This is a genomic window from Agrilactobacillus fermenti (genome assembly GCF_047943045.1).
GTDB classification, from domain to species: domain Bacteria; phylum Bacillota; class Bacilli; order Lactobacillales; family Lactobacillaceae; genus Agrilactobacillus; species Agrilactobacillus fermenti.
The window spans coordinates 1205693-1231113 of the sequence record NZ_CP181347.1 but is presented as its reverse complement, the minus strand read 5'-3'; the positions used below and the strand labels follow the sequence as shown (position 1 = coordinate 1231113).

Here is a 25421-nt window from a genome sequence, read left to right as displayed (position 1 = left end):
AAAACCCTTCACCACAAAATGGGAAGAGTGAAATTATAATTACTCATTTTTTTCTTCATCGTCAAGCTTCTCGGCTTCTTTTTCCAACATAATAGAACTTGGATCAATTACAACTTTTCCATCTGCAATCTCTTCCAAAGCCTGACCAACAGATTTTGGTGATTCATATGAGCTTAACATTTTCACATCGCCCGCTTCAAGTTCATGGGCACGTTTTGCTGCTAGAACTGCTAGCGAATACCGTGAATCAACCTGGTCTAGTAACTTATCGATTGAAGGATAAGAAATCATTTTTTAACCGCTCCTATCATCTTTTTATAATTATCAATCACCCGAGGGACTCTTAAATGCTCACTCTCGATGATTTTTTCAATTCTTTTAACAGCTAAGTCTACTTTATCATTAACAACCGCATAATCATAGTTTTGCATCATTTTAATTTCTTCGCGTGCTTTATTCAAACGTTTTGCAATTGTGGCTTCATCATCTGTACCGCGTTTAACAATTCGATCGCGAAGGGCCATTAAATCCGGAGGTGTTAAGAAGATAAATACGCCGTCGGGACATTTTTCGCGGACCTGCATAGCCCCATTAACTTCAATTTCCAAAAAAACGTCAACGCCTTGTGCCAAGGTATCGTTAACATATTTTAGTGGTGTCCCATAGTAATTATCAACATATTTAGCAAACTCCAACATACCGTCATTGGCAATTTCAGATTCGAACTCCGCTTTGGTACGAAAAAAATAGTCTACACCATCAACCTCACCAGGACGCATTTTCCTAGTTGTCATTGAAACTGAATATTTAAAATCTTGGGGTTTATCCTTTAACATCGCCTGGCGAACAGTCCCCTTCCCCACGCCCGAGGGACCGGATAAAACAATTAACATGCCGCGATTTGCCATTCGAGTATTGACTCCTTTAAAATAGTTTATTAAAAACTATTTTGCACTTTCTAAGTCAATTTTTCAACAAAAATGAGGAATTGCTCACATGTCATTAAGAATTTCCTTTAATTTGCTTAGTTCTTCATTAGTTAGTGTGAGTCCTTTACCCATTTTCTCATGGTCTTCAGACCAATCGCGTAAATCAAATTTTGGCGGTCGATCATTCCAAGAAACGAGATTGAGCTCCCGCTGCCAACCAGATTTATTTGTTGATAGTACACCAATATTTTCTATTACTTCGTATTTTATAGATGCCAATTGTGTGCCCTCCTTTATAACTTCTTTATAATTTTAAGGAAATATTTAATTGATTTTACGAACACCTGTTCATATAATATATTTATATCAAACGTACGTTCGGAGGAATCCAATTATGGATGCAAAACAATTAATGAATCACCCTTTAAAAAAATTTGCCACAACTTTACATACACAATTTGAAAAAATATTGACTTATGACGATTATGTGATGGACTGTGATGTGTCTATGGACAAAATCATGCGTATGCCAATATTTCAACTTAACTATTTTATCGAACAAGCGGAAATGCGTCATTACTATGTGGCCCTCACAACTAGAAATGGCGAGATTTATACAGGTAAAATTCAACTTTTAAGAAACCGGCAAAAAGTCTTAGTACACAAACCTAATAAGAACGTTATTAGATACATCAATTTACATGACATTTACTATGTTAGTCGACAAGATTAATACAGGCATTAGTTTTTCCTCAACTACTTTCTTGATTAATCAAATTAGAAATAGTGAGCGGATTAATATTACGCTTTCATTAGTGCGGCCTTTTGGTCTTCAGCTAATTGTAATAGCTCCTGAGCATGTTCCAATGCAAGCGTTGTAATTTCTGTACCTGTAATCATGCGGGCAATTTCAGAAACACGCTGTTTTTCTGCTAGGTGATTCACTGAAGTTTTCGTACGGTTAGCTGTAATTTTCTTTTGAATCAATAACTGGATATCAGCCATGGCTGCAACTTGTGGCAAATGTGATATACATAGGACTTGAGAGTTTGCAGCAATCACGGCAATTTTATTAGCAATTGCTTGTGCAACACGACCGCTGACACCTGTATCAACTTCGTCAAAAATAATACTGGTGATGCCCTGTGCATGAGAAAATATTGTTTTCAAAGCTAACATAATTCGGGATAGCTCACCCCCGGAGGCAATCTTAGCCAATGGTTTGCTACCCTCCCCAGGATTAGTTTGAATATAGAACTCCACATCATCAATACCATCTTTGAAAAACTTAAGTTGTTGTTCATTTTGTTTAAATCGAACCGAGAATTTTGCTTTATCCATATATAAATCTGATAATTCACTTTGAATTTTTAAGGTCAATGTCTGAGCCGCTTTTTTCCGCCTATTTGAGAGTTCTTGCCCAAGCTGTAATAGTCTTTTTTTAGCACGTTGTACATCCGCTTCCAATGATTCAAAATCAGTATCTGATTGATTCATTTTTTCTAATTCCGCATCAATTTTAGTTTGATATTGTAAAATTGATTCAATTGACTCGCCATATTTGCGTTTTAGTTCATTAATGACTTCTAAACGATTATCAATTTCATCAAGGCGACCCTCATCCCAAGATAAATTATCGATTTGCCGTGACAATTCACTGGACGTATCTTGAAGTTCATAGAAAGCTGAATTTACGGCGTCTGAAATTTTTTGATAAACTGGGTCTAATTCAGCAATATCAGCTAACGCTGTCATTGCTTGGCCAATTTGATCTAAAGCATTGGGTTCGACACCAGTCAAAGTTTGATAAGCTAACCCCAGATTTTCATTAATTTTTTGAAAATTTTCCAAACGCTCTTTTTCTTGACTTAAAGCGTCATCTTCACCTAATTTTAATTGAGCACCATTGATTTCCGTAGACTGATATTGCAACATGTCTAATCTTTGCGCCCACTCTTGTTCATGATTACGGCGCTGTTGTAATGATTGATATAATTTTTTGTATTGTTCAAAAGCTTGCTGGTAAGCTAATCGTGTATCTTGGATTACTGGCTTTGCAAATTGGTCCAATAGTCCCAAATGCTTCTCAGGAAACATCAATTCTTGATGCTCATTTTGCCCATGAATATCAACCAAGTGTTCACCAATAGCCTTCAATATCGTTAAATTCACTAAATGCCCATTGATTCGACAAATACTACGACCATGCTGGTTGATCTCACGCTGCAATAAAATTGTGTCGTTATCTTGATCAATACCATATTGATCTAATAGTGGATTCAAAACTTCCGGTTCATCTAAAATAAATAACCCCTCGAGCGTACACTTATTTGCGCCAGCTCTAATAAAGTCAGTAGAACCTCGGCCCCCGGCCAATAAACCTACGGCATCAATAATGATCGATTTCCCAGCGCCTGTTTCCCCAGTTAATACAGTCATGCCTGGTTGGAACTCAATTGACAGTTTATCTATAATTGCAAAATCATGAATGACCAATTCTTGTAACATAACAGCCACCTTCAGAACGTATGTTTGTGTTTAAAAAGATTGTATCATAATATTTTAAGTCTGCAAACCATTAAATTATAGCTTCAAAATTCAAAATCGTATAAAAAAGCTGGTCAATTTGACCAGCTTTTTAACTTACTTCTTAATCAGAAACTTAAAAATTTCTTCTAGTTGTTTTGCCGCTTCTGAGGAATTACAAATCAATAATATTGAATCATCATCCGTCGATTTTCCAAATACTTCTGAATATCTTTTTTGCATAATCAGAGTTGCCAGTGCGCTGGCACTTCCAGGTACTGTTTCAAGATATAAAAATTCATTGTGCCTGCGAAGTCGATTTAGTGAAGTATTCAGTGCTCTTTGTAACTTCTCGTCCACATTCAAATGTCTCTCTAGAGGTAATGAATATTTCATTCCTCCAAGAGAATCTGGAATTTTTAATAATTGCATATCTTTGATATCTCTGGAAATTGTAGCTTGAGTCACTTGTTGCCCACGCTCTGCAAGCATATTTACAATTTCAATTTGCTGTTCAACTTCATGATTCGTGATAAAGTCTCGAATTAACTTTTGTCGTTCAGCCTTATTCAAAGTCATCACCTACTGTAAAACTTTTCTTTATTATAGCATATACATACATTCACTGAGATGACTTTGGATTTTTATTCAAAATTTCAGCCGTTCTTGATAGCAATGCGGGAATATCTACCGATGCTGCGATTCGACCCTGTCGGTTTTGTACATTACGTAACCAAATCAAGAACTCGATATTGCCGCCACCACCTTTTATCGGTGAAAAATCCAATCCTAGGACGTCATAATTTTGAGTCAGCGCAAAGTTTGTAATCATTTCTAAAACATCCCGATGTACTTTGGGATCGCGAACGATGCCATGCTTACCCACTCGTTCGGGACCAGCCTCAAATTGAGGTTTGATCAAAGCCACTAAGTCATGGTCTGGTTTCAAAATTGTACGTAGGGGTGGTAAGATCAATTTTAGCGAAATAAAAGAAACATCCGTTACTGCAAAATCTGGCAGACCTTCTTTAAAATCATCCGGTTGACTATAACGAAAGTTTACACGTTCCATAACCTTCACTCTTGGATCTTCACGTAATTTCCATGCGAGCTGGTTATAACCGACGTCTAATGCATAAACTAAGCGTGCCCCATTTTGTAAAACAACATCTGTAAAACCGCCAGTTGACGAGCCAATATCCAAAACTAGTTGATTGTGAACGTCAATATTGAAAACTTGAAGTGCCTTTTCAAGCTTTAAGCCACCCCGACTGACATAAGGCAGTTTTCGACCTTTTAACTGTAATGTTTGCTCCGCCGGAATTTTTTCTCCTGGTTTATCTAAACGTTGGTTTTTTTGATCATAAACTTCACCAGCCATAATACCTCTTCTGGCCTGTTCTCTTGAATCATACAACCCTTGTTCATATGCTAAAATATCAACTCGTTGCTTTTTCATTTGATTGCCTCAAGAAATCCCAAAAAACTAGCAATTAAGTCGGTGGGCGCCACCTTAATCTGATCTAACGTCTGTTGAGCGGCGATAATCTGTTGAGATAATTTATTTTTGGCATCAACTAATCCATAAAGACTAACGTAAGTTTGCTTATCTTCGGTGACATCTTGACCACTTTTGGCATCAACAATGTCATCGGCAATTTGAAAAGCTGATCCGAACTGCCAGCCGAATTGATCTAATAATTTATCAACTGGTGCCTCAACTTTTGCGATTATTGCCCCCATAGTAATAGCAGCATTCAACAGTGCACCTGTTTTTTGTCGTTCCATTTTTTGTAAAACCTCAAAGTCAGTTTTTTGAGTGTCTGCTTCTGACAGTGAAATGTCTAAATATTGACCAGCAACCATATTGCTTGGCCCAGCAGCTTGACTTAACCGTTGTGTCAATTGAATTCTGATATCGGCGGGTAAATCTGCTTCAGCCAGCCATTGAAATGCTAATGTCAACAAACCATCACCGGCGAGAATTGCCTGGGCTTCTCCGAATTTCTTATGATTGGCTAATTTTCCTCGCCGATAATCATCATTATCCATTGCTGGTAAATCATCGTGAATCAGCGAGTATGTGTGTACCAATTCTAAAGCAGCTGCTGGTTTTAGTGCCGAACTCAATTTCTGTGGTGCAAATATTTGTACAATTGTCAGTAACAATAATGGTCGAAATCTTTTTCCACCTGTTGCTAAGGTATAACTCATTGCTGCCCGCAGCTTACTATTGCTAACCGATCGTTGCAGTTCTGTTGTTAAAACCTGTTCTAACTTTGGTAAAACATCTGAACTAAACGCTTGATAATTTTGGTAGATCTCCGTCATTCTTTTGAACCCGTTTCATTTTCAGTTTTTGTATCATTCGGCTGCTGACTGTCAACATCGTGATCAGATATTTCAAAGGGAACCTCTTCACCCGCATCATTCATAACTTTTGTTAAGGTGCTTTGAGCTTTATTGAGTGTCACTTCTAATTGTTGGGTCAATTTAATACCGGTCTGAAATTGTTCTAAGGCCTCTTCTAGAGGGACTTGACCTGATTCGAGATTTTTAACAATTGCTTCTAAATCATCTAAATTCTCTTCAAATGTCTTTTTGTTCGCCATGTTCGTGCTCCTTTTTAATATGCGTTACTTTGGCTGAAACGATGCCATCTTTCATATGAACAGCAATTGTTTGATTGATCTGAACATTTTCGGTGGATTGAATTAATGCACCTGATACCGGATCTATAACATAGCTATAACCACGGCCAAGTATTTTTAAAGGGCTTAAATGGTCTAACGATTGTGCTAAATTTTGCATTTGAGTCATCCGTGTCTGCAAATACTGTTGAAAGGCTTGCAATAACCGTTGTTTTTGTTCGAAAATTCGCTGCTGTGCCGTTTCAATCTGGCGATTTGGCCGATAAAGATGTAATCGCCGTGTTAAATCAGCAAAATGCGTCTGTTGTGTTTTCAGCTGTTGTACTAAATTACGAACTAAACCTTGTTTTGCTAAATCTAATCGTTGCAAATAGTTTTCATAAAGTCGCTTTGGATTAGTAAAAACATAACTTTGCTGCAAACGGACTAATTGTGTATGTGATATCTTAATTGCTTGCTGTAGAGCCTGAATCAAGCGCAGTTTTTGTTGCTGCAAACGAATTAATTCATCTTGTAATACTGGCGTCGCCAATTCTGCCGCTGCCGTTGGTGTTGCCGCTCGCACATCAGCAGCCAGGTCACTTAGCGTTGTATCTGTTTCATGACCAACAGATGAAACAACTGGAATTTCACTAGCTGCAATAGCTCGGACAACTGGCTCTTCATTAAAAGGCCAGAGATCCTCAATCGAACCCCCACCTCGACCAATAATAATCGTATCAAAATTACCAAGTGTATTCACTTGTCGTAAACGATGTACCAAGCTTTCTTTGGCACCGTCTCCTTGTACGACAGCGGGAAATAGCACCAATTGTGCAATTGGATAGCGCCGGCGAGTCGTGGTGATGATATCTCGAATAACCGCTCCGCTCGGACTGGTAATTACTGCAATTCGCTTTGGAAAACGCGGCAGTGGCCGTTTTTCTTGAGAAAATAAACCTTCGTCGGCCAATTTCTTTTTTAACTGTTCATAAGCTAAATATAATTCACCAATGCCATCTGGAATCATTGAGTTGATATAGATTTGATAATTTCCGGTGGGTTCATACACGGATATGCGGCCGGTAACTAGAACTTGCATCCCTACTTCAGGCTCAAATTTTACGTGTTCAAATGCTGATTTAAACATGATGGCATTGATTTTGGCTCCGTCATCTTTGAGGCTAAAATATTGATGATTATGCGGCCGCAGTCGAAAATTTGAGATTTCGCCACGTAAATAAACTTGATCAAGATAAGGATCAAAATCAAATTTCCGTTTAATATATTGAGTTAGTGCAGATACCGTCAAATATTTTGGCATTTCAGCTGTCATCTTATTTTGTTCGCCTACTTGCAATATTAATTGTTTGTTGCATTAACATCGTGATAGTCATTGGTCCAACACCGCCTGGCACGGGCGTAATCATACTAGCCACTGTTTTTGCACTATCAAAATCAACGTCACCAGTTAAATGATTATTGCTGTCACGATTCATACCCACATCGATCACGATTGCCCCGGGTTTAATATCTTCGCCACGAATAAAATGACTGATACCTACGGCAACAATTAAAATATCCGCAGCATGAACCAGTGTCTTTAAATTATCCGTTTGAGAATGAGCAATCGTGACAGTTGCATTGGCATTAAGTAACATTGCTGCCATAGGCCGACCTACGATTGTACTGCGGCCAATAATTAATGCATTTTTCCCTGCAATCTGAACATGATAACGATCCAGCATAGTCATGATACCGTATGGCGTGCTGGGTACAATCTTACCGTCATTATTCCATAAACGACCAACATTAATTGGATGAAAACCATCTACATCTTTCTCAGGCGAAATATGTTCCAAAACCGCCTTAGCATGAATATGTTTTGGCAAAGGCAGCTGTACCAAAATACCATCAATATCAGGATCATGGTTTAGATCATCAATCTGTGCTAATAGCTCAGTTTCAGATATATCCCACGGAAAGGTAATGTCACGAGATTGTATCCCGATTTTTTGACTGCGCCGATGCTTATTGCGAACGTAGATTTGACTTGCTGCATCATTACCAACCATGATGACCGCCAGCCCAGGTACGACACCTCTTTGTTTTAATTGGCCCACTTGCCGTATCATTTCATTATCTAAAGTTTTCGCCAATTCCTTACCGTCAATTATTTCGGTCATTTTTTCACCTGTTTCATAATTAATTGTGAAAGACTATAAAAAAAGACGAGAACAAGCTCATCTTTAAAATTGGAAAGCTTAAACTATTCGTTCTTATCGACTTCTTCATGTACAAATTTTGACAACACACCATTAATGAACGCTCTTGAAGTGTCATCTCCAAATTCTTTTGCCAACTCAATGGCTTCATTGATCGCGACCTTTTTTGGTAACTCAGTTTCAAAAATTATTTCAAACACACCTAGCCTTAAAATAATTAAATCACTACGATTTAATCTCGGTAGTGACCAGCCAGTCTTTAGACTTGCTTGGATCTTAGCATCGATATCACTTTGTTGATTTAAGACACCGTCTACTAAATAAATTAAGTAATCTGGAATAACAATCTCTTCATCTGTTTTAAGACGTTGCGTTAAAGCCCAAACCCTCTCGATTGCATCTTGGGAGTCATCAATATGATTTGAATAAATCATGAATAATGTCTGAAAAGCAATTTTGCGGATATTGTGTCGATTTACTTCGGTCATGAATCTTTCCCATCTTCTGTGTCTTCTATTGTGTCATCAGTAAATAAACTATTTGGATCGATCGTTGGTGCGGCCTTTTCTGGGATGACACCAACAACGTGAATATTAATTTGATCAATCACAAGATCAGTCATATATAAAAGCTGCTCTTTAAGTGTTTTTTGCATGCTCATAGCTACTTTAGGCACCGAAACACCATAACGCAAGTAAGCATAAACATCTACGAATAAATGGCCATCTACCAAACTAACCGAAACACCTTTACCATGGTTGATATGACCGAACCACTCATTAATATTATTTTTTAAAGTTCCCCGCATCTCATAAACACCTTCAATTTGGGAAGCGGCAATACCTAGTAGAACTTCTAAAACTTCAGGCGCAATTTCAATGCGTCCTTTACCGTTATCTAACTCTTGCAAAACGATATTTGTATTTTCAGCCATGATTGCACTCCAATCATCAAAAATTAAAATTCCGTAAGTTACAAAATAAGTATATTTTACGTTCGTTAGCTACTATCTATTGATTATAACGAAAAAAACAGTCTTTGACTATTGAAATACTGAGTTTCTCTAAGAACTTGTTTTTAAATATGTAATAAGTTCTCTTTAGGCGCATGCGTTAAAAGCTGATTACCTTCAGGGGTGATAAACAAATCATCTTCAATTCGAACGCCACCTTTGCCTTCTAAATAGATTCCGGGTTCATCAGTTTCAACATTACCAACCACCTGAGCCTGCGCTTTATATGAACCAAATGCGCCAGGGCCCTCATGAATTTCAAGACCGATACTATGGCCAGTCCCATGGCCAAATTGTGCCCCATAGCCGGCATCATTGATAATATTTCGAGCAGCAGCATCAATCTCTGCACCGGTCACACCAGGTTTGACCATATCAAGAACAGCTTTATTAGCCGTTAAGACAATATTATAAATTTTTTCCAATTCTGGATCAACTGTTCCCAAAGCAACCGTACGAGTAATATCAGAAGTATAGCCTTTATAAAAACAGCCATAATCTAATGTGATCAATTCATTATTAGCAATTTCCTTATCACTAGCAGATCCATGTGGCCAAGCAGAACGATAGCCTGAAGCTACAATTGTTTCAAATGAAACATCGGATGCGCCTTGTGACCGCATATAATAAGCCATTTCATTTGCTACCGCTAATTCTGTTAAACCTGGTTTAATAAACTGAATAATATGATCAAAACAATCATCAGCGATTTGACAAGCTGTTTGAATTAATTCGATTTCTTGAGCATCCTTAACTTCCCGTTGAACTTCGATGAACCCATTTAGTGGTATTAACTCTGTCTCCGGTAAGTTAGCCTTTAGATTTTGAAAATCATGAAATAGCACAAAATTACTTTCGAATGCGAGTGCCCCGTATTTGGGAATCCATTGATTTAAATCGGTAAAGAGCCCCCGTTTCTGCTCGAATATGCTAATTTCATTAGATAATTGACGGTGAGCTTGTGCGATATAACGAGAATCGGTGATCAAAGTGGCCGATTGATCATGTAATAATAAGGCACTGTCTTCACCTGTAAAACCTGTTAAATAATATATATTAACCGGTTTAGTTATCAAAAAATTTGAAATATGATCTGCAGCCATTCGCTGAAATAACTGGTTCAATCTTTGCATACAAATACCCACCTTCATCATTTACTTTTACTCTAGCAGAAATAATACCGATAAAAAAGGCTTGAACACATATCATCTTGTGTCAAGCCTTTGAAATAATCTTAATTATTTTGCTTGTGCTTCAGCAACTGGATAAACTGAAACTTGTTTTTTATCACGACCAAGACGTTCGAATTTAACAACGCCTTCTGCAGTTGCAAATAATGTATCATCGCCACCACGACTAACATTTGCACCTGGATGAATTTTAGTGCCACGTTGACGGAAAATGATTGAACCAGCTGTAACTAATTGGCCATCAGCAGCTTTGGCGCCCAAACGACGACCGGCAGAATCACGACCATTGGCTGTTGAACCGCCACCCTTATGGTGCGCAAAGAATTGTAAGTTCATTTCTAACATAAGTTTCACCCCCGAATTTTTTCTTGTTGTGAATCATTATTTAAGGAAATATAATCGCCATAATTTGTTTCGATGCTTTTAAGCGTACCGTACAAATTCTCTAAGAGAACTTGACTGATCAAACGTTTGTCATTATTAGTATCTAAATTGATATTAACGTCCAGTAAACCACCGTTTTGTTGGTCTGCTGCAATCTTTGGTTTCAGGCCAGCCAGAGTTTGTAAACTATTAACTGTGCCAATTGCTGTTGCAGAAACAGCAGCACAGACAATATCATGACCATAAACTCCAGAATCCGCATGACCTGTAATCCGAAAATGACTGATGTAGCCTTGTTCATCACGATAGAAATTTGCTTGAATCATAAAAACATCTCATTTTCACTAAAAATTAACCGTTGATCTTATCGACGACAACTTTTGTATATGGTTGACGATGACCCTTCTTTTGATGACTGTGTTTTTTAGGTTTGTACTTGAAAGTTACTACTTTCTTTTCCTTACCTTGTTTTTCAACAGTCCCAGTTACAGTAGCGCCTGCAACAGTTGGTGTGCCAATCTTGGTATCACCTTCATTGTTAACAAGTACTACTTGATCAAAAGTTACCTTTTCGCCAGCTTCAGCAGCTAACTTTTCAACATAAATTGCTTGGCCTTCTTCGACCTTATATTGTTTGCCGCCTGTTTGAATAATTGCGTACATGTATGTGTGCACCTCCTATGTTCTTATACTCGCCGCATCAGGCGCTTATGCTTAAACCTTTAGCGTGCGGTTGCAGCTGTGGCGTTCACAAATACAACTCACTTATATTAGCAAATACCCATCATTTAGTCAATCCTTTTCAACAAAGTAATAGAAGTCCTTAATACCTGAACCGTTGTCACTGGTTTGTTGAATAAGGTCAATAAAAATCTGACTCATAAAATTAGCTGAATAAATTTGATGTGTTCTTAACCAATCTTTTAAAAAACCTAACAAAGCGGAATTATAAAAATCAATGATCAATTTTATGGGAATATTCTGGTCAAAAACACCCAAATGCTCGTTGATCTGCATATACTCACGCATATATCCCATTAAACGAGTCTCTAACTCGTCTGCAAAAGACAATTGTCTTTGCTGATTTAATAAAATATTGAATATAGCAGCATGTGAAAAAGTATACTCAAAAACAGCATCAACATCTAATACCGGAAAATTTTGAACCGTTTTTGAGCTTTCAAGATAATGAATTGTGTGGTTAAAAAAGTCATTTAGTATCTGTGTTTGCATTTGTTGCATAAAATCAGCTTTGTCTGAAAAATGTAAGTAAAAAGTACCTCGTGTAATATGGGCAAGATCCGTTAGTTTCTGTACATTTAGTGCATCCAAATCATTTTTTTGCAAAAAAACAACAAATGCTTGTCGTAACTTTTCAAATGTTTTATTGACTCTTGAATCCCGACTGATATGCTTTTTTGATAAATTTCTGTCAGCCATTTTTTATTCATTTATCCTTCTCATCATATATTTCATAGTGGATCAAGTCTGAAAAATCATAAAGATGACCATCGCTATCTTGTATGCTGCCCTTTTTGCTTCTTAAATGTGCTAGCATTTCCTCTTTTTTAGAATCATCATTTTCAGAAACAATCAGCGGCATCTCGACAATTTGTCCATTGGCAAATTCCAAATAAAAATAAATCTTATGTGTGAGCGTTTGTTTGAGTTGTTTTCGTTTAAATTTCTTTCGCATGATCCTCACTCCTATTAACATAAATAATACCAGTTTTTACGGGGTTCTAAAACTGTCCACACTCGAGAAATTCACATGTTATAATTAAAAGTACAAAAGGAGTGCCAACATGTCGCAAATGAGTAGAAGTCGGCGAAAGACACGATATTATCACAAACGTCAATTTTATCGAAAATACTGGTTTTTAGGTTTTATTTTGTTAGCGGTAGTTGGTTCGCTTATTTTTGGAATCATCCGAATAAATCAATCCAAAAGCTCCCAGACAAAATTACAGCAAACTAGCCAACAGCATGTTGCAAAAAAATCAGCCTTATTCTTGCAGCAAGCAAAATTTAAGTCTGATTTATTTAGCGCACGGGGCGTCTCAATCAAACTGACAAATGGTAAAATTATTACAGATGCTAATAATCAACCAGTTTTGATGATTGAATTCAAAATAAAAAATAAGACATCAAGTTATTTTGAACCTGATGAAGTTTGGCGTATGGTCACCCATGTATCTCAGCAAAATCAACTGTTAAAATTGACCCGTGCCATTAATAAAGACACGAGTATCCACGACTACCAATTGCTAGCAAAAGCAAAAAAACAGTTGGCTCCTGGTCGATCTGTGACTGCGGCCATACCCTTTACTTTGAAAAATAAGGCCACCATTCAGATACGCTTTAGGGGACCAAAACACGATCAGCACTACATCGGGCTGAAAAAATACCATATTACTGGTTAAAAAAATCTCTGACTATCGGGTATAGTCAGAGATTTGCCACTTTTGGGAGGAAAGTGACTTAAAAAGTGTATCATGTTGCTATTTGTTTGTACAGCAAACATACCATTAAAATTAAGTGAGGTTTACATTATGAATGGTGATAAAGTTTTAAGTGGTTTATCTTATATTTCAATCTTATTTGCACCGATCCTATTTCCCATAGCTGTTTGGTTACTTTCTTCAAACGTTGCTGTGCAGTCTCATGCAAAGAATGCTTTGATTTTACACATTTTGCCAACGTTTATTACTATTGGACTGATTGTTGTGATCGGTATCAATGGCTTATTGATGCAAGATGCTCAGGCTACTGGAATGGTAGCGATTGTCTTAATAGGCGTTATAGCTATTCTCGATTTCTTTCTATATATCTATAATTTGTATAAAGGTATCAAAATCCTAGTAAGTTCTAATCATTAAGTTAGTTAGTTCTATATAAAGCCTTGTTAGTAACGAGTATTTAGCTCGTACTTAACAAGGCTTTTTAATGTCTACAGCGAATCATAATAACTTGGTTTTTAATCATAATTTTTTCTCTTGACTTTTCCCTTTAAAAATCAAAAATTATCGCGTAACTATTTAATCAAAATGTTTGATGTGCATGCAAGAATTGCTATGTTATACTGCATTTGTTGTGAAGTATTATTTTTAATTGTAATTTGATTCTATCGTGCGTGCTCTTGCATTTTTTGCAGCACAAAGTTGGTCTAAAGCATGCAGTTAAGTACCAATATTTATGTTTCTCGAATTAGATTATGATTGGCAAGATTCATTTAATTTTGGGAGGTATGGGAAATGGATGGTAGAAGCAGAAGCCAACGAAATAATGGGAGTAGAAATCGAAAACGTTCAAAAAATAATCGGCGCCCAAATAATAAAAAACCGAACAAATCACTAAATGGACTAGGACCTACAAAATTAGTATTGGGAATACTATTGATTCTGTTTGCACTATATATTTTCTTTGAATCAATGCTTGCAGGTATTGGTAACGCAATCTCCCAAAATGGACAAGTCAGCGGTTCAGCTGGTATTTTAACTGGTATTTTTTATTTAGCTTCAGGGATTGTATATATTGTGGCACATAAGAACCAAGGACGTGGCGGGGATATCACTGGTTTGGTGTTACTGGGAACATCATTTCTGATAAGCATCCTCACAGCTGGTAGTTTTGCAGATTTAAAATTTTGGGCATGGTTAGGTTTAACCATTGGTTTGCTATTTTATATCTGGCATTCGATAGCTCTCGGCAATAAACCAATATTTAAATCTGCATGGTTATGGACCAGTGTTGGGATATTGGCGCTTGGTCTGATTTTCACTGGTACTAGTAGCGACAGCCAAACTAAAATCCGTGCTCATGTAGATACAAGCACAGCTTTATCTTCCAAAGAGACTAAATCATCCTCAGCTACTCAATCCACCAGTAGCAAACCAGAAAAAGCAACAAATAAAACTTCAGGCGGTTTAGCACATGACCCAAATCATTGGACTTACAAGGATAATGTATTTGATGCTGGCATATTAACTTATAAATTCACTAAATCAGAGGTCATGGATTCTATATCTGAAGGCGAAAAAGTTTTAGTCCTTTATTGTGACATCACAAATAATTCTAAAAAGGAGCAAGATCCATCAAATATTCATATGGTATTAAGTGCCAAACAAAAAACTGACACGTCAAATGTTAGTTTAAGCCCTGGGATGGTTAACACGGATGATACAGGTAAAAATCCTATCCAAACTCAAGAAGACGCAATTCATGAGAAATTATTGCCAGGTAAGACAATTCAAGGTGCGATAACGTATGATTTGAAGAATAACAACCCAGTAACTATTGAGTTTGAAAATTCTGACTCAAATGTTATAGGTACAAAAGTAGTCAATATACAGTAGTAGTTGTATTGACTGATTTTGGCGAAGATTAGAGATGGAAAGTAGAAGCCGCAGCAATAATGAAAACAATATTAGCAAAAGAAAAAAGCCTACTCTATTAGTAAGCTGATTGAAGATAAAACGGTCCAACTGTACGAAGACCAGCGCTTGTCTAACTACTTTGAACCAAGATATAGATATTAATTTTGAAATAAGCCCTTTTCTGGGCTTTTGTTTAACGCTTAAAACGAACATACATTCGGAGGCAAAGAAATGAATACAGCAGAACTTGAACAATACCTTGATGAAAATAGTGATGTAATCAAACAATTTCGAGCTAAGTGTCTTGAATTTCAACAAGAAAAAAATCACGGTCGGCAGTTTGCTAAACGTTGGAACGATGCTAAGGTCAATCGTGCCGTTGATAAGATGGTAGCCCAATTTGTTGGTAGTATCCGTGATAATCTTTCCCACGCGATCAAAGGAAAAAATGATTATAAGAGCTGGCAATTATTTATCGACGAGAATGAAGTCATCGAAGGTTTGGAAGAATCTGTTATGAACTTGGAATTTGAATAAGGAGTGGTAGCTATGGCATCCTATCGTAAAAAAGGTAAGAAATGGGAGTTTCGCATCATTTATTGTGACAAGAACAACAGGCATCGTGAGGTCAGCAACTCTGGCTTTCGTACAAAAATTAGGGGCTAAAAATGCTGCCGAAGAATTGGAACAAAAACTTAAGATGGGCTTTGACCCCTCACTCAATGATATAACCTTTGCTGATTATTTTCTCGAATGGATCAACCGTTACAAAATTGGCAAATATTCACATGACACAGAACAGAGCTATCAAATAGCCGAACGTCTTTAGTAACTGATGAACTTCTTGAACAAATGAAAAAACTAAAACAAGAACAATTAGAGTTTTATGTTAAAATTGGGTATCGAGATCCTCATGATCTCGTATTTAGAAATAATAAGCTTTCAATAAATGACAATGGTTCAACAAATCAGGCCCTCGCCCGATTATGTGCATCGGTCAATGTGCCGCGCATTACAACTCATGGATTGAGACATACCCATGGTAGCATTCTCTTATACCATGGAGCGTCCATATTTAGCGTTTCTAAGCGTTTAGGGCACAAAGACATACAAACCACCATGGATACCTATTTGCACGTCATAGACGAACTGAGACAGAAAGACGACACCAAAATGTTGTCTGCTCTTGAGCAAATATTTTAGTGGGCAATTATGGGCGTGCTCAATACCTTATATATCAAAGAGTTTGACCGCATATCTAGTAAAATTTAAATGGGCAATTTAATGGTCGAATGCGGGTTACAGCGATTTATTTTTTAACCTAATTCATGATTGCCCATTGATTTGCCCACCAAATCTGTTAAAACTTGCAAAAATAGCAAAAAAATAAACGAGTTACAAAACGTTGCCAACTTAATAGCTATCACGCTTCATAACTCGTTTAAGAGAATCTTGTAAATGCTTGGAAATACTACAAATGTCACAGGTGAGATTTGAACTCACGACCTACGGTTTAGAAGACCGTTGCTCTATCCAACTGAGCCACTGTGACGCAACGCATATTATTTTACACAATAATATGAATCCTTGTCAATCAAATTTTTGAGGTGATTTTTTGAAGTTAAATCAATTTGCATTTCATCAAGTATCATCAGAGCAATTGTATCAGGATCTTGTCAACATAAAACTATTAGATGAATCTGACAAAACGCTATCTTCACTTAAGCTTTTTCAAAAATTGATAGCTGGTATTTTCCCTGAATATCACAGTCTGTCAAGTTGTTTAGAAGCATTACGTTATATTTCAGTGGATAGCCAACATACATTGGCTGATATTTTTAATACTGAGCCCTTTCACTTAAGCCGGCATCAATTTATCATCATGGTACTCCAGTTATTAAAATTCGAAATAGGAATTGATTTTCAAATGGATAATGCTGAAGCCTTTTATCAGGATTGTGGTTATCCTAAATTATCTTTTGATCAAATCAATGACAGCGAGACTCTTTTACGTGCATTTTATCTTCTATTAAACTTACGTACTAAGAATGGCATGAATTTTTTAGATGATTTGGCAAATCGCGGCTTCTTTAATAGTTTCTTTGACGCCCAAGCACCACATTTTGTGTTCTTTAATAACCGTGTTCAGGCTGTTTTTGATGCTAGTAAGACGATTCGTGAGATTGTATATGTGGAATCTGATTTAGATACTGACCATGATGGTAAACATGACTTATTAGAAGCAACCATTTTTCGACCAGCAGCCACTGATAGGGGTCTAAAAGTACCAACACTTTATACAGCAAATCCTTACTTCAAGGGTACCAATGATATGACCCCCAGCTTACATAATGTTAATCAAAATTTACAGCCGAAGAAAGCTCAAATAATCGATAAAGCTGAAATTCAAGCAACCCACACTTTAGCCTATCAGCCAATTGGAGCTAAAGCATCCGAAGAAAATCACGATACCGAAATTAGCGCCCAAGCAGAAACTGTTTATTCACTAAATGATTATTTTCTCAGTCGTGGCTTTGCTTCGGTTTATGCAGCCGGCATCGGGACACGTCATTCCGACGGCTTAAGAACAACAGGATCACAGGAAGAGACCGCTTCAACGATTGCAATTATCCAATGGCTTCACGGCGATCGAATCGCCTATACTAATCGAACTGATCATATACCGACGACTGCTTGGTGGTGCAATGGCAATGTGACGATGACTGGAAAATCTTATCTAGGGACTTTAGCCACGGCCGCAGCAACAACTGGTGTCACTGGATTGAAGGCTATTATCTCTGAATCAGCTATTTCCAGCTGGTATGATTACTATCGCGATAACGGTTTAGTTGTTGCGCCAGAAGACTGCCAAGGTGAAGATACAGACGTTTTAGCCATTGATACTTTTTCAAGGCTAAAAGATGATGCCGATTTTCAAAAGATCAAAGCTGTCTATGAACGCCAGCAACAAGCACTGACAGTTGGTCAAGATCGAGACACAGGAAATTATAACACCTTTTGGGACGAACGTAATTATCGTAACGATGTCAAACATATTCAGTGTGCTGTTTTAATCGTGCATGGTTTGAATGATTGGAATGTAAAACTTCGTAATCCCGAAAAGTTATGGCGAGCTTTGCGTGCTGCTAAGATCCCGGCAAAAATTTTTCTTCATCAAGGGCAACATATTTATATGAACAACATTCGCTCAATCGACTTTAACGATATGGTTAATTATTGGTTAGTTGATAAACTTTGTCATGATCAAAAAAATGCTAGTGATGCTGACCTTCCCAAAGTCTTGATTCAAGACAACGTGACACCTGAACAGTGGCATCATTATCAGGATTGGTGTGCGGAGTCTGCGCCAATAAAACAATTCTATTTACAGAAGAATCGGTTAACAACTAAGCCAAAGCCAACTGAAACTCAAAGTTTTATTGACAATGGCACAACTGATTTCTTAAAGCACAATCAAACTGAGCATCAATGGCAAAACGCATTGTTAAGTCAAACCTCTGAATATCAGCACAATCGGTTACTATTTTTAACCGATCCATTGACAAAAGATCTATACATTGATGGTAATCCGATTGTAACATTACAAGTTGCTGTTGATTCGACTTCCGGAAAACTCAGCGTGATGTTGGCAGATTATGGCATAGCAAGGCGCTTACAAGCACAGCCTTCAATCGTTGGTCGTGGCGCTTTACAGTTAGGTTTCAATAATCTTACTGAAGACTTAAAGGAATTTCAATTGGAGACTCACCCTTCTCCATTCAAACTAATCACAAAGGGACATATCAACATGCAAAATCGACGTAATACCTGGTCTAATGATGTCATTCAACCAGGTAACTTTTATACGGTACGTTTTGAATTACAACCCACCCACTATCACCTATTAACTAACCACCAGCTTGGACTGATAGTTTACTCCACTGACATGGGTATGACTTTGCGTGAGTCACGGGTGCAAAGTTATACTTTGGATTTAAATGCTTCTCGATTAGAAATACCCTATAATAAATAGAGCCGTTAGAGTTAAATATTAAATAAAAAAACTGCCCATTTTAGGCAGTTTTTTTATGGATTGCTATATTATTAATAGAGTTCCAAATATTGATCTCTTTCCCAATCTGATACGGTTTGCCGGTAAGCAGCCCATTCTAGATCTTTAGAATCAATAAAGCTACGGTATAAATGATCACCTAAGGCAGCTTTGATCACATCATCCTTTTCTAGTGCTTTAATGGCATTATGCAAAGTTGATGGTAAGTCAGTGATGTGATTCTCTTGACGTTCTTCCTCGTTCATCCGATAGATATTACGATCGACTGCAGGAAATGGTTCTTGTTCTTTAGCTAAACCATCTAAGCCTGCGTTCAAAATTGAAGCGATTGCTAGGTAAGGGTTGGCACTTGGATCGACTGAACGCATTTCTAAACGTGTCGACAATCCTCTAGACTGAGGTACACGAATAAGCGGTGAACGATTCCGACCAGACCAAGCAACATAGACCGGTGCTTCAAACCCAGGCACCAAACGTTTATAGGAATTAACTGTTGGATTATTAACGGCAGTCAATGCTCGAGCGTGATTCATTAATCCGGCTAGGAAGTGATAGGCTGTTTCCGAAAGTTGGCCTTCAGCATCAGCGTCAAAGAATGCATTCGTCTTGTTATCATTAAAAAGAGACATATTAATATGCATTCCAGAACCATTGATACCTTCCAAAGGTTTAGGCATGAACGTCGCATGTAAGCCATGTTGACGAGCTATTGTTTTAACAACTAGTTTGAATGTTTGAATGTTATCAGCTGCTTCTAACGCATCTGAGTATTTAAAATCGATTTCATGTTGGCCAGGTGCAACCTCATGATGAGAAGCTTCAACCTCAAAGCCCATTTTTTCAAGCTCTAAGACAATATCACGACGCGTATTTTCCCCAAGATCAACTGGTGCAAAGTCAAAATAACCACCCTTATCATTCAAAGTCAAAGTTGGTTTAGCTTCATCATCTAATTTGAATAAAAAGAATTCAGGTTCAGGGCCAATATTAAAAGCAGAAAAACCTTGTTTTTTCATGTCATTGATCACACGGCGTAAATTGTTGCGGGGATCGCCAGCAAATGGCGTTCCATCAGGATTATGTACATCACAAATCAAACGAGCAACTTTCCCATGTTCGGAACCCCAAGGAAAGACCAAAAAGGTTGATAAATCCGGGTATAGAAGCATGTCACTTTCTTCAATACGTACAAAACCATCAATTGAAGAACCATCAAACATAATTTTGTTAGATAATACCTTTTCTAATTGATCAACGGGGACTTCAACATTCTTGATAATCCCATTGATATCTGTGAACATCAAACGCAAAAATTGGACATTTTCCTTAGAAACAACCTCGCGAATTTCATCTGCGGTAATATTTTTATTAGCCATACACCGAACTCTCCTTCATTATTAGGATGCTTTTGTGTTTTATAAAGGTTTTTTATGAAAGAAACCAGGAATTTGATGGTCTGGACCTTCCAAACCGCCAGTCTGCATTAACTCTTCACGCAAAATGCGCCGAACATCGTCATCATTAAGTGGTTGTACATGGTTTTGTTGATTTGAAAGTTTCGACTTGCGTTTTTTTTCTTCAAATTCATATCTAATCCCGGCAATATTCATACCTTCGCTTAGATAATCTTTGATTTCCAAGAGCCGATCAATGTCATTTAAAGAAAACATCCGTTGATTACCTTCATTTCTTTGAGGATGAATCAGACCTTGATCTTCATAATAACGAATTTGGCGTGCACTTAAATCAGTTAATTTCATAGCTGTACCGATTGGCAGCACCGCTAAGGTTCGACGTAGTTCCTTTTCCTTCATAATTAACCTCCTCTCTGTTACAAAACCTATCATAACAATCGAAATTATGCGTGTCAATGTAAAATGTTAGCTTTTATAACATTATTTTTGCCAAACATCGATCAGGCTATTAATCGAACTATACCAATTTTCATCTGCGAAAGGATCAAACCAGTGTACAGGCATTTGATTCCTAAAGTAAGTCAATTGCCGCTTAGCATAATGCCGTGAATTACGTTGAATCAACTCAATTGCCGTCTGCAAGTCTATTTGACCATCAAAATAGCGAAAAAGCTCGCGGTAGCCAATTGCTTTGGCCGCCAATGGCATTTGATCGCGATAAGCATACAATTTTTCAGCTTCAGCAACCAGACCTCGACTGACCATAATGTCAACGCGGTGATTGATTCTTTGATAAAGTTGGCCACGATCAGTATTCAATCCAATCACTAATGAATCAAAAATTGGCTGTGGCTGTTTTTGTTGTGAAAATAATTGTTGTTGCTCTTCATTAACCTCTAAAGCCCGAATCAGACGATGTCGATTTGTTTCCGGAATTGCCTTTGCACTAGGTGGATCCAGTTGCTTTAATCTTAACCAGGCTTGGTGCGCCCCAACATGGTCATAATACGTACGCCATTTTTGTCGTGTCTTTGCAGCTGTATCAACCTGCTCATTATCACCGAGATTTAAATTCAATCGCAATGCATTCAAATAAAAACCAGTGCCGCCTACAATAATTGGAAGCTTATGTCGAGCTTGGATTTCATAAATTAATTCTGTTGCTTGCTTTTTAAACTGATAAGCAGAATAACCTTCATGCCAATCTAAAATATCAATTAAATAATGGGGAATATTTTGACGTTCCGCAGGCATGATTTTAGCCGTGCCAATATCGAGTTGCCGATACACTTGCATTGAGTCTCCCGAAATAATCTCGCCGTTATATTGATGTGCTAGGCGTAAACTGAGTTCAGTTTTGCCAACTGCGGTAGGTCCAACAATCATTAAAACTTTTGGTTTCATAGATCTCCTCGATTTTTTTGTATATTAGTTGCATTAATCAGGACCAATACGTGATAATATAAACATATAGGAGGGATAATTATGGCAAAAAGATTTGCATCCGGTGTTTTAGTAGGCGCATTAACAACCTTAGGTGCTTTAGGCGGTGCTGTATTAGCTTTCAAAAAAACTGTGATCGATCCTGAAGAAGAAATCACTGATAAGATTGAAGAAAATCGTCGTAAAGCTAATCGCAAACAACATGCGGCACACCAAGGATAATTTTAATCTAAAAATAAAAGGGCTACAGCACGATCATCATGTGCGAGCCCTTTTTTATTTGACCATTTTAGCCTTTTTTCGTTTTGCCTTTCCAATTGCGAAAGCCATCTTCCAACCAGTTAATTTGTTGGAAGCCAGCTTTTTTTAACTTCAATGTTGCTCTAACGCTGACAGACTTACCATCTTCGTAAACATAAACTGGTAAATCTTTACGTAATTCTCCCATGCGCTGCTTTAGCATCGTAAATGGAATATTTCTTGCGCCGAGAATATGACCCGCATCAAAATCTTTTTTCTCGCGTAGATCAATCAATTGGGCTTTACGCATCGTACTTTCAAAATCGGCCTCACTCAATCCCGCTTTCAATTGTTTGGATCTAAGCCAATAATATAGCCAATTGCCAGCAAAAGCCAAAAGAATGACAAGCAAGATAATATTTAAGATCCAGACGCCGCTAATCGCATTAAAAAACAAAAAAACTCGCCCCTTCACGAATACAAATTTAAATTAACCGTTAACTGCGGTCTTGGCAAGTGAAGCTGCGCCAATTACACCCGCCTCATTACCTAAAGTTGCTAACCGTAAATGTGTGGTTTCACGCACATTAGGGAAAGTATTTGTTTTGAACGCTTTGTCAACGCGAGTCAACAAGAAGTCCCCAGCAGCTGATACGCCGCCACCAATAACAATAAAAGCTGGATTTAACAAGTTTGCTGCGTTTGCCAACGCTAATCCTAAGTAATTAGTCACACGGTCAACGACCATGAGTGCTAACGGATCATTAGCTTTAGCTAAATCAAAAACAATTTTTGATGAAATCTCGTCACCATCATCTAGCGTTGCTTTAAGTTTTGAATCACCTGAATATTCTTCGGCCATGTCCCGAGCTACTCGAACAACACCTGTTGCAGAGGCAACGGTCTCAAGGCAGCCACGCTTGCCACAGGTACATAGATAACCATTTGGTTGTACCGTTACGTGACCAATTTCACCACCAGAACCGGCAACGCCATGCAATAAATGACCGTCAGCAATCAAACCACCACCGACGCCTGTCCCTAAAGTAATAAAAATCACATTGGCCTCATTTTCGCCAGCGCCTTTCCAACGTTCGCCTAAAGCTGCCACATTGGCATCATTATCGATCGTAAAAGTGATCCCTGTCCCAGCCTCAATGTCTCGTTTAACGTATTGCAATGTCTTCCAATTTAAATTGAAAGCACCAGTGACTGTTCCAGCCTGCAAATCCACTGAACCGGGGGAGCCCATACCAATACCCAAGAAATCCTCTGCATCCATTTGATAAAGACTCAAGTGATGATTAATCGAATCAACAATATCTGGCACAATATGCGTCCCATCGTCGAGTATGTTCGTGTCAATACTCCATCGTTGCTGAATTTCACCTTCCAAAGTTAAAATGGCAAACTTAATCGTTGTCCCACCAAGGTCAACACCAATCAGTTTTTTGTCAGCCATAATGCTAAATACCCCTCTCATGTTTCAAATTATTTTCTTCATACCTGTGTTCTCGCTTTAAAACTAGAACGGCAGATTTAAATACCTTATCATCGATCAACTTTGCATTATGAATTTTTTTAAGTTCTTCAAACATCAATTCGATATCCCAAATACGATGGCCTAAGTGCACGAATATGCCAAATTGCTTTAAAATCTGCTGCACATCATATAACGTACGAATCACTTGCTCATTATCCATACATACCATTCCAATACATTAAACTGCCTAAGCCTACAACGATAATAATTGCGAGTACTTGTTGCCAATAGGGGATTTTACCAATACTTTTAGGCACATTGATAGCAAAGGCGATCAATAGACCACCTACGAATCCACCAATATGCCCCCACAAATCTATTGACGGCATAAACAGATCAAACACTAAGTTGATAATCACTAAAACACCAAATTGTCGTGCCACGGCTTGAATAAAAGGATTTTGTTTAAAAACAAGTCCCAGAGCAATAAAAGCTCCAAATAAACCAAACAAGGCTGTGCTTGCACCCGCAGAGATAGTTCCGTCATTGCCGAAAGCAAAACTAGTTAAATTTCCAGCTATACCACTAACGAAGTATATTAGCAAAAAGCGAAGATGTCCAAATATCCGTTCAAGTTGCGTGCCAACATAATATATCATGACACCGTTAACAGCGATATGCATGAAACCAATATGTAAAAAAATAGGTGTGATTAAACGCCACCAGTCGCCTTGACGCACAAGATCGTTCACTTTTGCACCTAGATTAAACAAAACTTGCTGATTTTGACTGCCTCCAGAGATAATTTCTAAGAGAAAAACCAAGACCGTCATAACTAACAACAACCAAGTCACAAAAGACGTATTGTTAATTCGCTGTAATGTACGTTTTGAGTTCATGCGACATCTCCTTTGGACATTAACACATTCTGCCTATTGTTCTGGGACAAGCAATATCTCAATTGGCACATCCAACATAGATACCGGCCACTGCGGCTCATCAAACACCATGGGTGAAAGCGCTAATGTAATCGTATGTGGTTGGTAACGATTCAAATAACGATCATAATAGCCTGCGCCAAAGCCAACCCGATAATTACCATCTTTTGCAAATGCAACTCCAGGAACAACGACAAGATCAGGCGGATCTTGTCGTTTAGATTCATCCAGCTTAGGTTCCAAAATGCCAAAAGAACTTCTTTCAAGATCCGTTTCTTTGTCAGGATACGGTAAAAAAGTCATTTGGTATTCTGCTAAAGTGCGTGGCACATAAACTTGTTTACCTAAATTTTGTATGGCTGTAATTAGCAGCTTGGTATTGAGTTCGATATCCTGACTAATCGTCAGACCAATTGTTTCCGCATTTTGAAATACCTCTGTTTGAAATAGCTTCTGTGTCAGCTCTGCTTCTTCTTTTTGCTTTTGATCGTCTTTTGCAAATGAAACCAAACGATCGATTTGCTGTTTCCGAAAAGTGACTTTATCCATTATTGCCCC

At 37.8% G+C, this 25421-nt stretch carries 35 protein-coding genes, 1 tRNA gene and 1 other annotated feature; of the genes, 9 read left to right on the top strand and 27 right to left on the bottom strand.

What is annotated here, in order from left to right:
* Positions 1-39: 39 nt before the first annotated feature.
* From rpoZ to ACNAN0_RS06075, 3 genes are all read right to left on the bottom strand, one after another.
* A complete protein-coding gene (gene rpoZ / locus ACNAN0_RS06085; protein WP_230913444.1) occupies positions 40-291 on the bottom strand; it encodes a DNA-directed RNA polymerase subunit omega in 252 nt (83 codons plus the stop codon).
* A complete protein-coding gene (gene gmk / locus ACNAN0_RS06080; protein ID WP_230913443.1) occupies positions 288-908 on the bottom strand; it encodes a guanylate kinase in 621 nt (206 codons plus the stop codon). Before gmk ends, rpoZ begins: the two co-directional genes overlap by 4 nt.
* 84 nt (positions 909-992) lie before the next feature.
* Positions 993-1208 (bottom strand): YdbC family protein, encoded by a 216-nt coding sequence (locus ACNAN0_RS06075; RefSeq protein ID WP_230913442.1) that lies wholly within the window; start codon positions 1206-1208, stop codon positions 993-995.
* 115 nt (positions 1209-1323) lie between these two features.
* On the opposite strand from ACNAN0_RS06075, the gene ACNAN0_RS06070 reads away from it, so the two are divergent.
* The gene (locus ACNAN0_RS06070; protein WP_416354136.1) at positions 1324-1662 is read left to right on the top strand and encodes a hypothetical protein; all 339 of its coding nucleotides are present in this window, start codon (positions 1324-1326) and stop codon (positions 1660-1662) included.
* Between the two features lie 68 nt (positions 1663-1730).
* Here the strand turns inward: ACNAN0_RS06070 and recN are convergent, their stop codons facing one another.
* The 15 genes from recN to ACNAN0_RS05995 all read right to left on the bottom strand — a co-directional run bounded on the left by recN (position 1731) and on the right by ACNAN0_RS05995 (position 12592).
* A complete protein-coding gene (gene recN / locus ACNAN0_RS06065) occupies positions 1731-3437 on the bottom strand; it encodes a DNA repair protein RecN (RefSeq protein WP_230913440.1) in 1707 nt (568 codons plus the stop codon).
* 135 nt (positions 3438-3572) lie between these two features.
* A complete protein-coding gene (locus ACNAN0_RS06060; RefSeq protein ID WP_230913439.1) occupies positions 3573-4028 on the bottom strand; it encodes an arginine repressor in 456 nt (151 codons plus the stop codon).
* Positions 4029-4077: 49 nt separating this feature from the next.
* Complete coding sequence (locus ACNAN0_RS06055) at positions 4078-4914, bottom strand: TlyA family RNA methyltransferase (protein WP_230913438.1); 837 nt, start codon at positions 4912-4914, stop codon at positions 4078-4080.
* Positions 4911-5786: a polyprenyl synthetase family protein gene (locus ACNAN0_RS06050; RefSeq protein WP_230913437.1), complete on the bottom strand. Its 876-nt coding sequence runs from the start codon at positions 5784-5786 to the stop codon at positions 4911-4913. Before ACNAN0_RS06050 ends, ACNAN0_RS06055 begins: the two co-directional genes overlap by 4 nt.
* The gene (locus tag ACNAN0_RS06045) at positions 5783-6067 is read right to left on the bottom strand and encodes an exodeoxyribonuclease VII small subunit (RefSeq protein ID WP_230913436.1); all 285 of its coding nucleotides are present in this window, start codon (positions 6065-6067) and stop codon (positions 5783-5785) included. Before ACNAN0_RS06045 ends, ACNAN0_RS06050 begins: the two co-directional genes overlap by 4 nt.
* A complete protein-coding gene (xseA, locus tag ACNAN0_RS06040) occupies positions 6045-7421 on the bottom strand; it encodes an exodeoxyribonuclease VII large subunit (RefSeq protein WP_416354178.1) in 1377 nt (458 codons plus the stop codon). The genes ACNAN0_RS06045 and xseA overlap by 23 nt, the downstream gene beginning before the upstream one ends.
* Before the next feature lies 1 nt (position 7422).
* The gene (folD, locus tag ACNAN0_RS06035) at positions 7423-8271 is read right to left on the bottom strand and encodes a bifunctional methylenetetrahydrofolate dehydrogenase/methenyltetrahydrofolate cyclohydrolase FolD (RefSeq protein ID WP_230913434.1); all 849 of its coding nucleotides are present in this window, start codon (positions 8269-8271) and stop codon (positions 7423-7425) included.
* 83 nt (positions 8272-8354) lie between these two features.
* Positions 8355-8798: a transcription antitermination factor NusB gene (nusB, locus tag ACNAN0_RS06030; protein WP_230913433.1), complete on the bottom strand. Its 444-nt coding sequence runs from the start codon at positions 8796-8798 to the stop codon at positions 8355-8357.
* Positions 8795-9244, bottom strand: coding sequence for an Asp23/Gls24 family envelope stress response protein (locus ACNAN0_RS06025; RefSeq protein ID WP_230913432.1), 450 nt, complete (start codon positions 9242-9244; stop codon positions 8795-8797). The genes nusB and ACNAN0_RS06025 overlap by 4 nt, the downstream gene beginning before the upstream one ends.
* A gap of 143 nt (positions 9245-9387) precedes the next feature.
* Positions 9388-10455, bottom strand: coding sequence for a M24 family metallopeptidase (locus ACNAN0_RS06020; RefSeq protein ID WP_230913431.1), 1068 nt, complete (start codon positions 10453-10455; stop codon positions 9388-9390).
* A 105-nt stretch (positions 10456-10560) separates the two neighbouring features.
* Positions 10561-10857 (bottom strand): 50S ribosomal protein L27, encoded by a 297-nt coding sequence (gene rpmA / locus ACNAN0_RS06015; protein WP_230913430.1) that lies wholly within the window; start codon positions 10855-10857, stop codon positions 10561-10563.
* 5 nt (positions 10858-10862) lie between these two features.
* The gene (locus ACNAN0_RS06010; RefSeq protein WP_230913429.1) at positions 10863-11222 is read right to left on the bottom strand and encodes a ribosomal-processing cysteine protease Prp; all 360 of its coding nucleotides are present in this window, start codon (positions 11220-11222) and stop codon (positions 10863-10865) included.
* Between the two features lie 25 nt (positions 11223-11247).
* Positions 11248-11559, bottom strand: a complete 312-nt coding sequence (rplU, locus tag ACNAN0_RS06005; RefSeq protein WP_416354135.1) for a 50S ribosomal protein L21 — start codon at positions 11557-11559, stop codon at positions 11248-11250.
* 15 nt (positions 11560-11574) lie between these two features.
* Positions 11575-11641: a sequence feature (ribosomal protein L21 leader region), on the bottom strand.
* Positions 11642-11688: 47 nt separating this feature from the next.
* On the bottom strand, positions 11689-12336 hold the full coding sequence (locus tag ACNAN0_RS06000) for a TetR/AcrR family transcriptional regulator (protein ID WP_230913427.1): 648 nt from the start codon (positions 12334-12336) through the stop codon (positions 11689-11691).
* Between the two features lie 7 nt (positions 12337-12343).
* Positions 12344-12592 (bottom strand): hypothetical protein, encoded by a 249-nt coding sequence (locus tag ACNAN0_RS05995; protein WP_230913426.1) that lies wholly within the window; start codon positions 12590-12592, stop codon positions 12344-12346.
* A gap of 109 nt (positions 12593-12701) precedes the next feature.
* Here ACNAN0_RS05995 and ACNAN0_RS05990 point away from each other — a divergent pair, with 109 nt between their 5' ends.
* The 6 genes from ACNAN0_RS05990 to ACNAN0_RS05965 all read left to right on the top strand — a co-directional run bounded on the left by ACNAN0_RS05990 (position 12702) and on the right by ACNAN0_RS05965 (position 16475).
* Positions 12702-13319 (top strand): DUF5067 domain-containing protein, encoded by a 618-nt coding sequence (locus ACNAN0_RS05990; protein ID WP_230913425.1) that lies wholly within the window; start codon positions 12702-12704, stop codon positions 13317-13319.
* A 129-nt stretch (positions 13320-13448) separates the two neighbouring features.
* A complete protein-coding gene (locus tag ACNAN0_RS05985) occupies positions 13449-13775 on the top strand; it encodes a DUF4870 domain-containing protein (protein WP_230913424.1) in 327 nt (108 codons plus the stop codon).
* A gap of 375 nt (positions 13776-14150) precedes the next feature.
* Positions 14151-15251 (top strand): DUF5067 domain-containing protein, encoded by a 1101-nt coding sequence (locus tag ACNAN0_RS05980; protein ID WP_416354134.1) that lies wholly within the window; start codon positions 14151-14153, stop codon positions 15249-15251.
* Positions 15252-15503: 252 nt separating this feature from the next.
* The gene (locus ACNAN0_RS05975) at positions 15504-15809 is read left to right on the top strand and encodes a hypothetical protein (protein ID WP_230913422.1); all 306 of its coding nucleotides are present in this window, start codon (positions 15504-15506) and stop codon (positions 15807-15809) included.
* A gap of 64 nt (positions 15810-15873) precedes the next feature.
* Positions 15874-16101, top strand: a complete 228-nt coding sequence (locus tag ACNAN0_RS05970) for a hypothetical protein (RefSeq protein WP_416354133.1) — start codon at positions 15874-15876, stop codon at positions 16099-16101.
* A gap of 23 nt (positions 16102-16124) precedes the next feature.
* Positions 16125-16475, top strand: coding sequence for a tyrosine-type recombinase/integrase (locus ACNAN0_RS05965; protein WP_416354132.1), 351 nt, complete (start codon positions 16125-16127; stop codon positions 16473-16475).
* A gap of 275 nt (positions 16476-16750) precedes the next feature.
* On the opposite strand, the gene ACNAN0_RS05960 is transcribed toward ACNAN0_RS05965, so the two are convergent.
* Positions 16751-16824, bottom strand: a tRNA-Arg gene (locus ACNAN0_RS05960).
* 63 nt (positions 16825-16887) lie between these two features.
* On the opposite strand from ACNAN0_RS05960, the gene ACNAN0_RS05955 reads away from it, so the two are divergent.
* Positions 16888-19305 carry a Xaa-Pro dipeptidyl-peptidase gene (locus ACNAN0_RS05955; protein WP_416354131.1) on the top strand — a complete coding sequence of 806 codons (2418 nt, stop codon included), beginning with the start codon at positions 16888-16890 and terminating at the stop codon, positions 19303-19305.
* 71 nt (positions 19306-19376) lie between these two features.
* Here ACNAN0_RS05955 and glnA read toward each other — a convergent pair whose 3' ends face one another.
* The 3 genes from glnA to miaA form a co-directional block, all read right to left on the bottom strand.
* Positions 19377-20720 carry a type I glutamate--ammonia ligase gene (gene glnA, locus ACNAN0_RS05950; RefSeq protein WP_416354130.1) on the bottom strand — a complete coding sequence of 448 codons (1344 nt, stop codon included), beginning with the start codon at positions 20718-20720 and terminating at the stop codon, positions 19377-19379.
* 39 nt (positions 20721-20759) lie between these two features.
* Entirely contained in the window at positions 20760-21158 is a 399-nt protein-coding gene (locus ACNAN0_RS05945; RefSeq protein ID WP_230913417.1) for a MerR family transcriptional regulator, read from the bottom strand.
* 81 nt (positions 21159-21239) lie between these two features.
* A complete protein-coding gene (gene miaA, locus ACNAN0_RS05940) occupies positions 21240-22163 on the bottom strand; it encodes a tRNA (adenosine(37)-N6)-dimethylallyltransferase MiaA (RefSeq protein ID WP_230913416.1) in 924 nt (307 codons plus the stop codon).
* Positions 22164-22244: 81 nt separating this feature from the next.
* On the opposite strand from miaA, the gene ACNAN0_RS05935 reads away from it, so the two are divergent.
* Positions 22245-22424, top strand: a complete 180-nt coding sequence (locus ACNAN0_RS05935) for a DUF3042 family protein (RefSeq protein WP_230913415.1) — start codon at positions 22245-22247, stop codon at positions 22422-22424.
* Between the two features lie 67 nt (positions 22425-22491).
* Here ACNAN0_RS05935 and ACNAN0_RS05930 read toward each other — a convergent pair whose 3' ends face one another.
* Genes ACNAN0_RS05930 through ACNAN0_RS05910 form a run of 5 tightly spaced genes read right to left on the bottom strand, consistent with a single transcriptional unit; the run spans position 22492 to position 25412 of the window.
* Positions 22492-22899 (bottom strand): rhodanese-like domain-containing protein, encoded by a 408-nt coding sequence (locus ACNAN0_RS05930; protein ID WP_230913414.1) that lies wholly within the window; start codon positions 22897-22899, stop codon positions 22492-22494.
* 33 nt (positions 22900-22932) lie between these two features.
* A complete protein-coding gene (locus ACNAN0_RS05925) occupies positions 22933-23904 on the bottom strand; it encodes an ROK family glucokinase (protein WP_416354129.1) in 972 nt (323 codons plus the stop codon).
* A gap of 4 nt (positions 23905-23908) precedes the next feature.
* Positions 23909-24145 (bottom strand): YqgQ family protein, encoded by a 237-nt coding sequence (locus ACNAN0_RS05920; protein WP_230913412.1) that lies wholly within the window; start codon positions 24143-24145, stop codon positions 23909-23911.
* Positions 24138-24824, bottom strand: coding sequence for a rhomboid family intramembrane serine protease (locus ACNAN0_RS05915; RefSeq protein ID WP_416354128.1), 687 nt, complete (start codon positions 24822-24824; stop codon positions 24138-24140). Before ACNAN0_RS05915 ends, ACNAN0_RS05920 begins: the two co-directional genes overlap by 8 nt.
* A gap of 33 nt (positions 24825-24857) precedes the next feature.
* Positions 24858-25412 carry a 5-formyltetrahydrofolate cyclo-ligase gene (locus ACNAN0_RS05910; protein ID WP_416354127.1) on the bottom strand — a complete coding sequence of 185 codons (555 nt, stop codon included), beginning with the start codon at positions 25410-25412 and terminating at the stop codon, positions 24858-24860.
* Positions 25413-25421 lie beyond the last annotated feature (9 nt).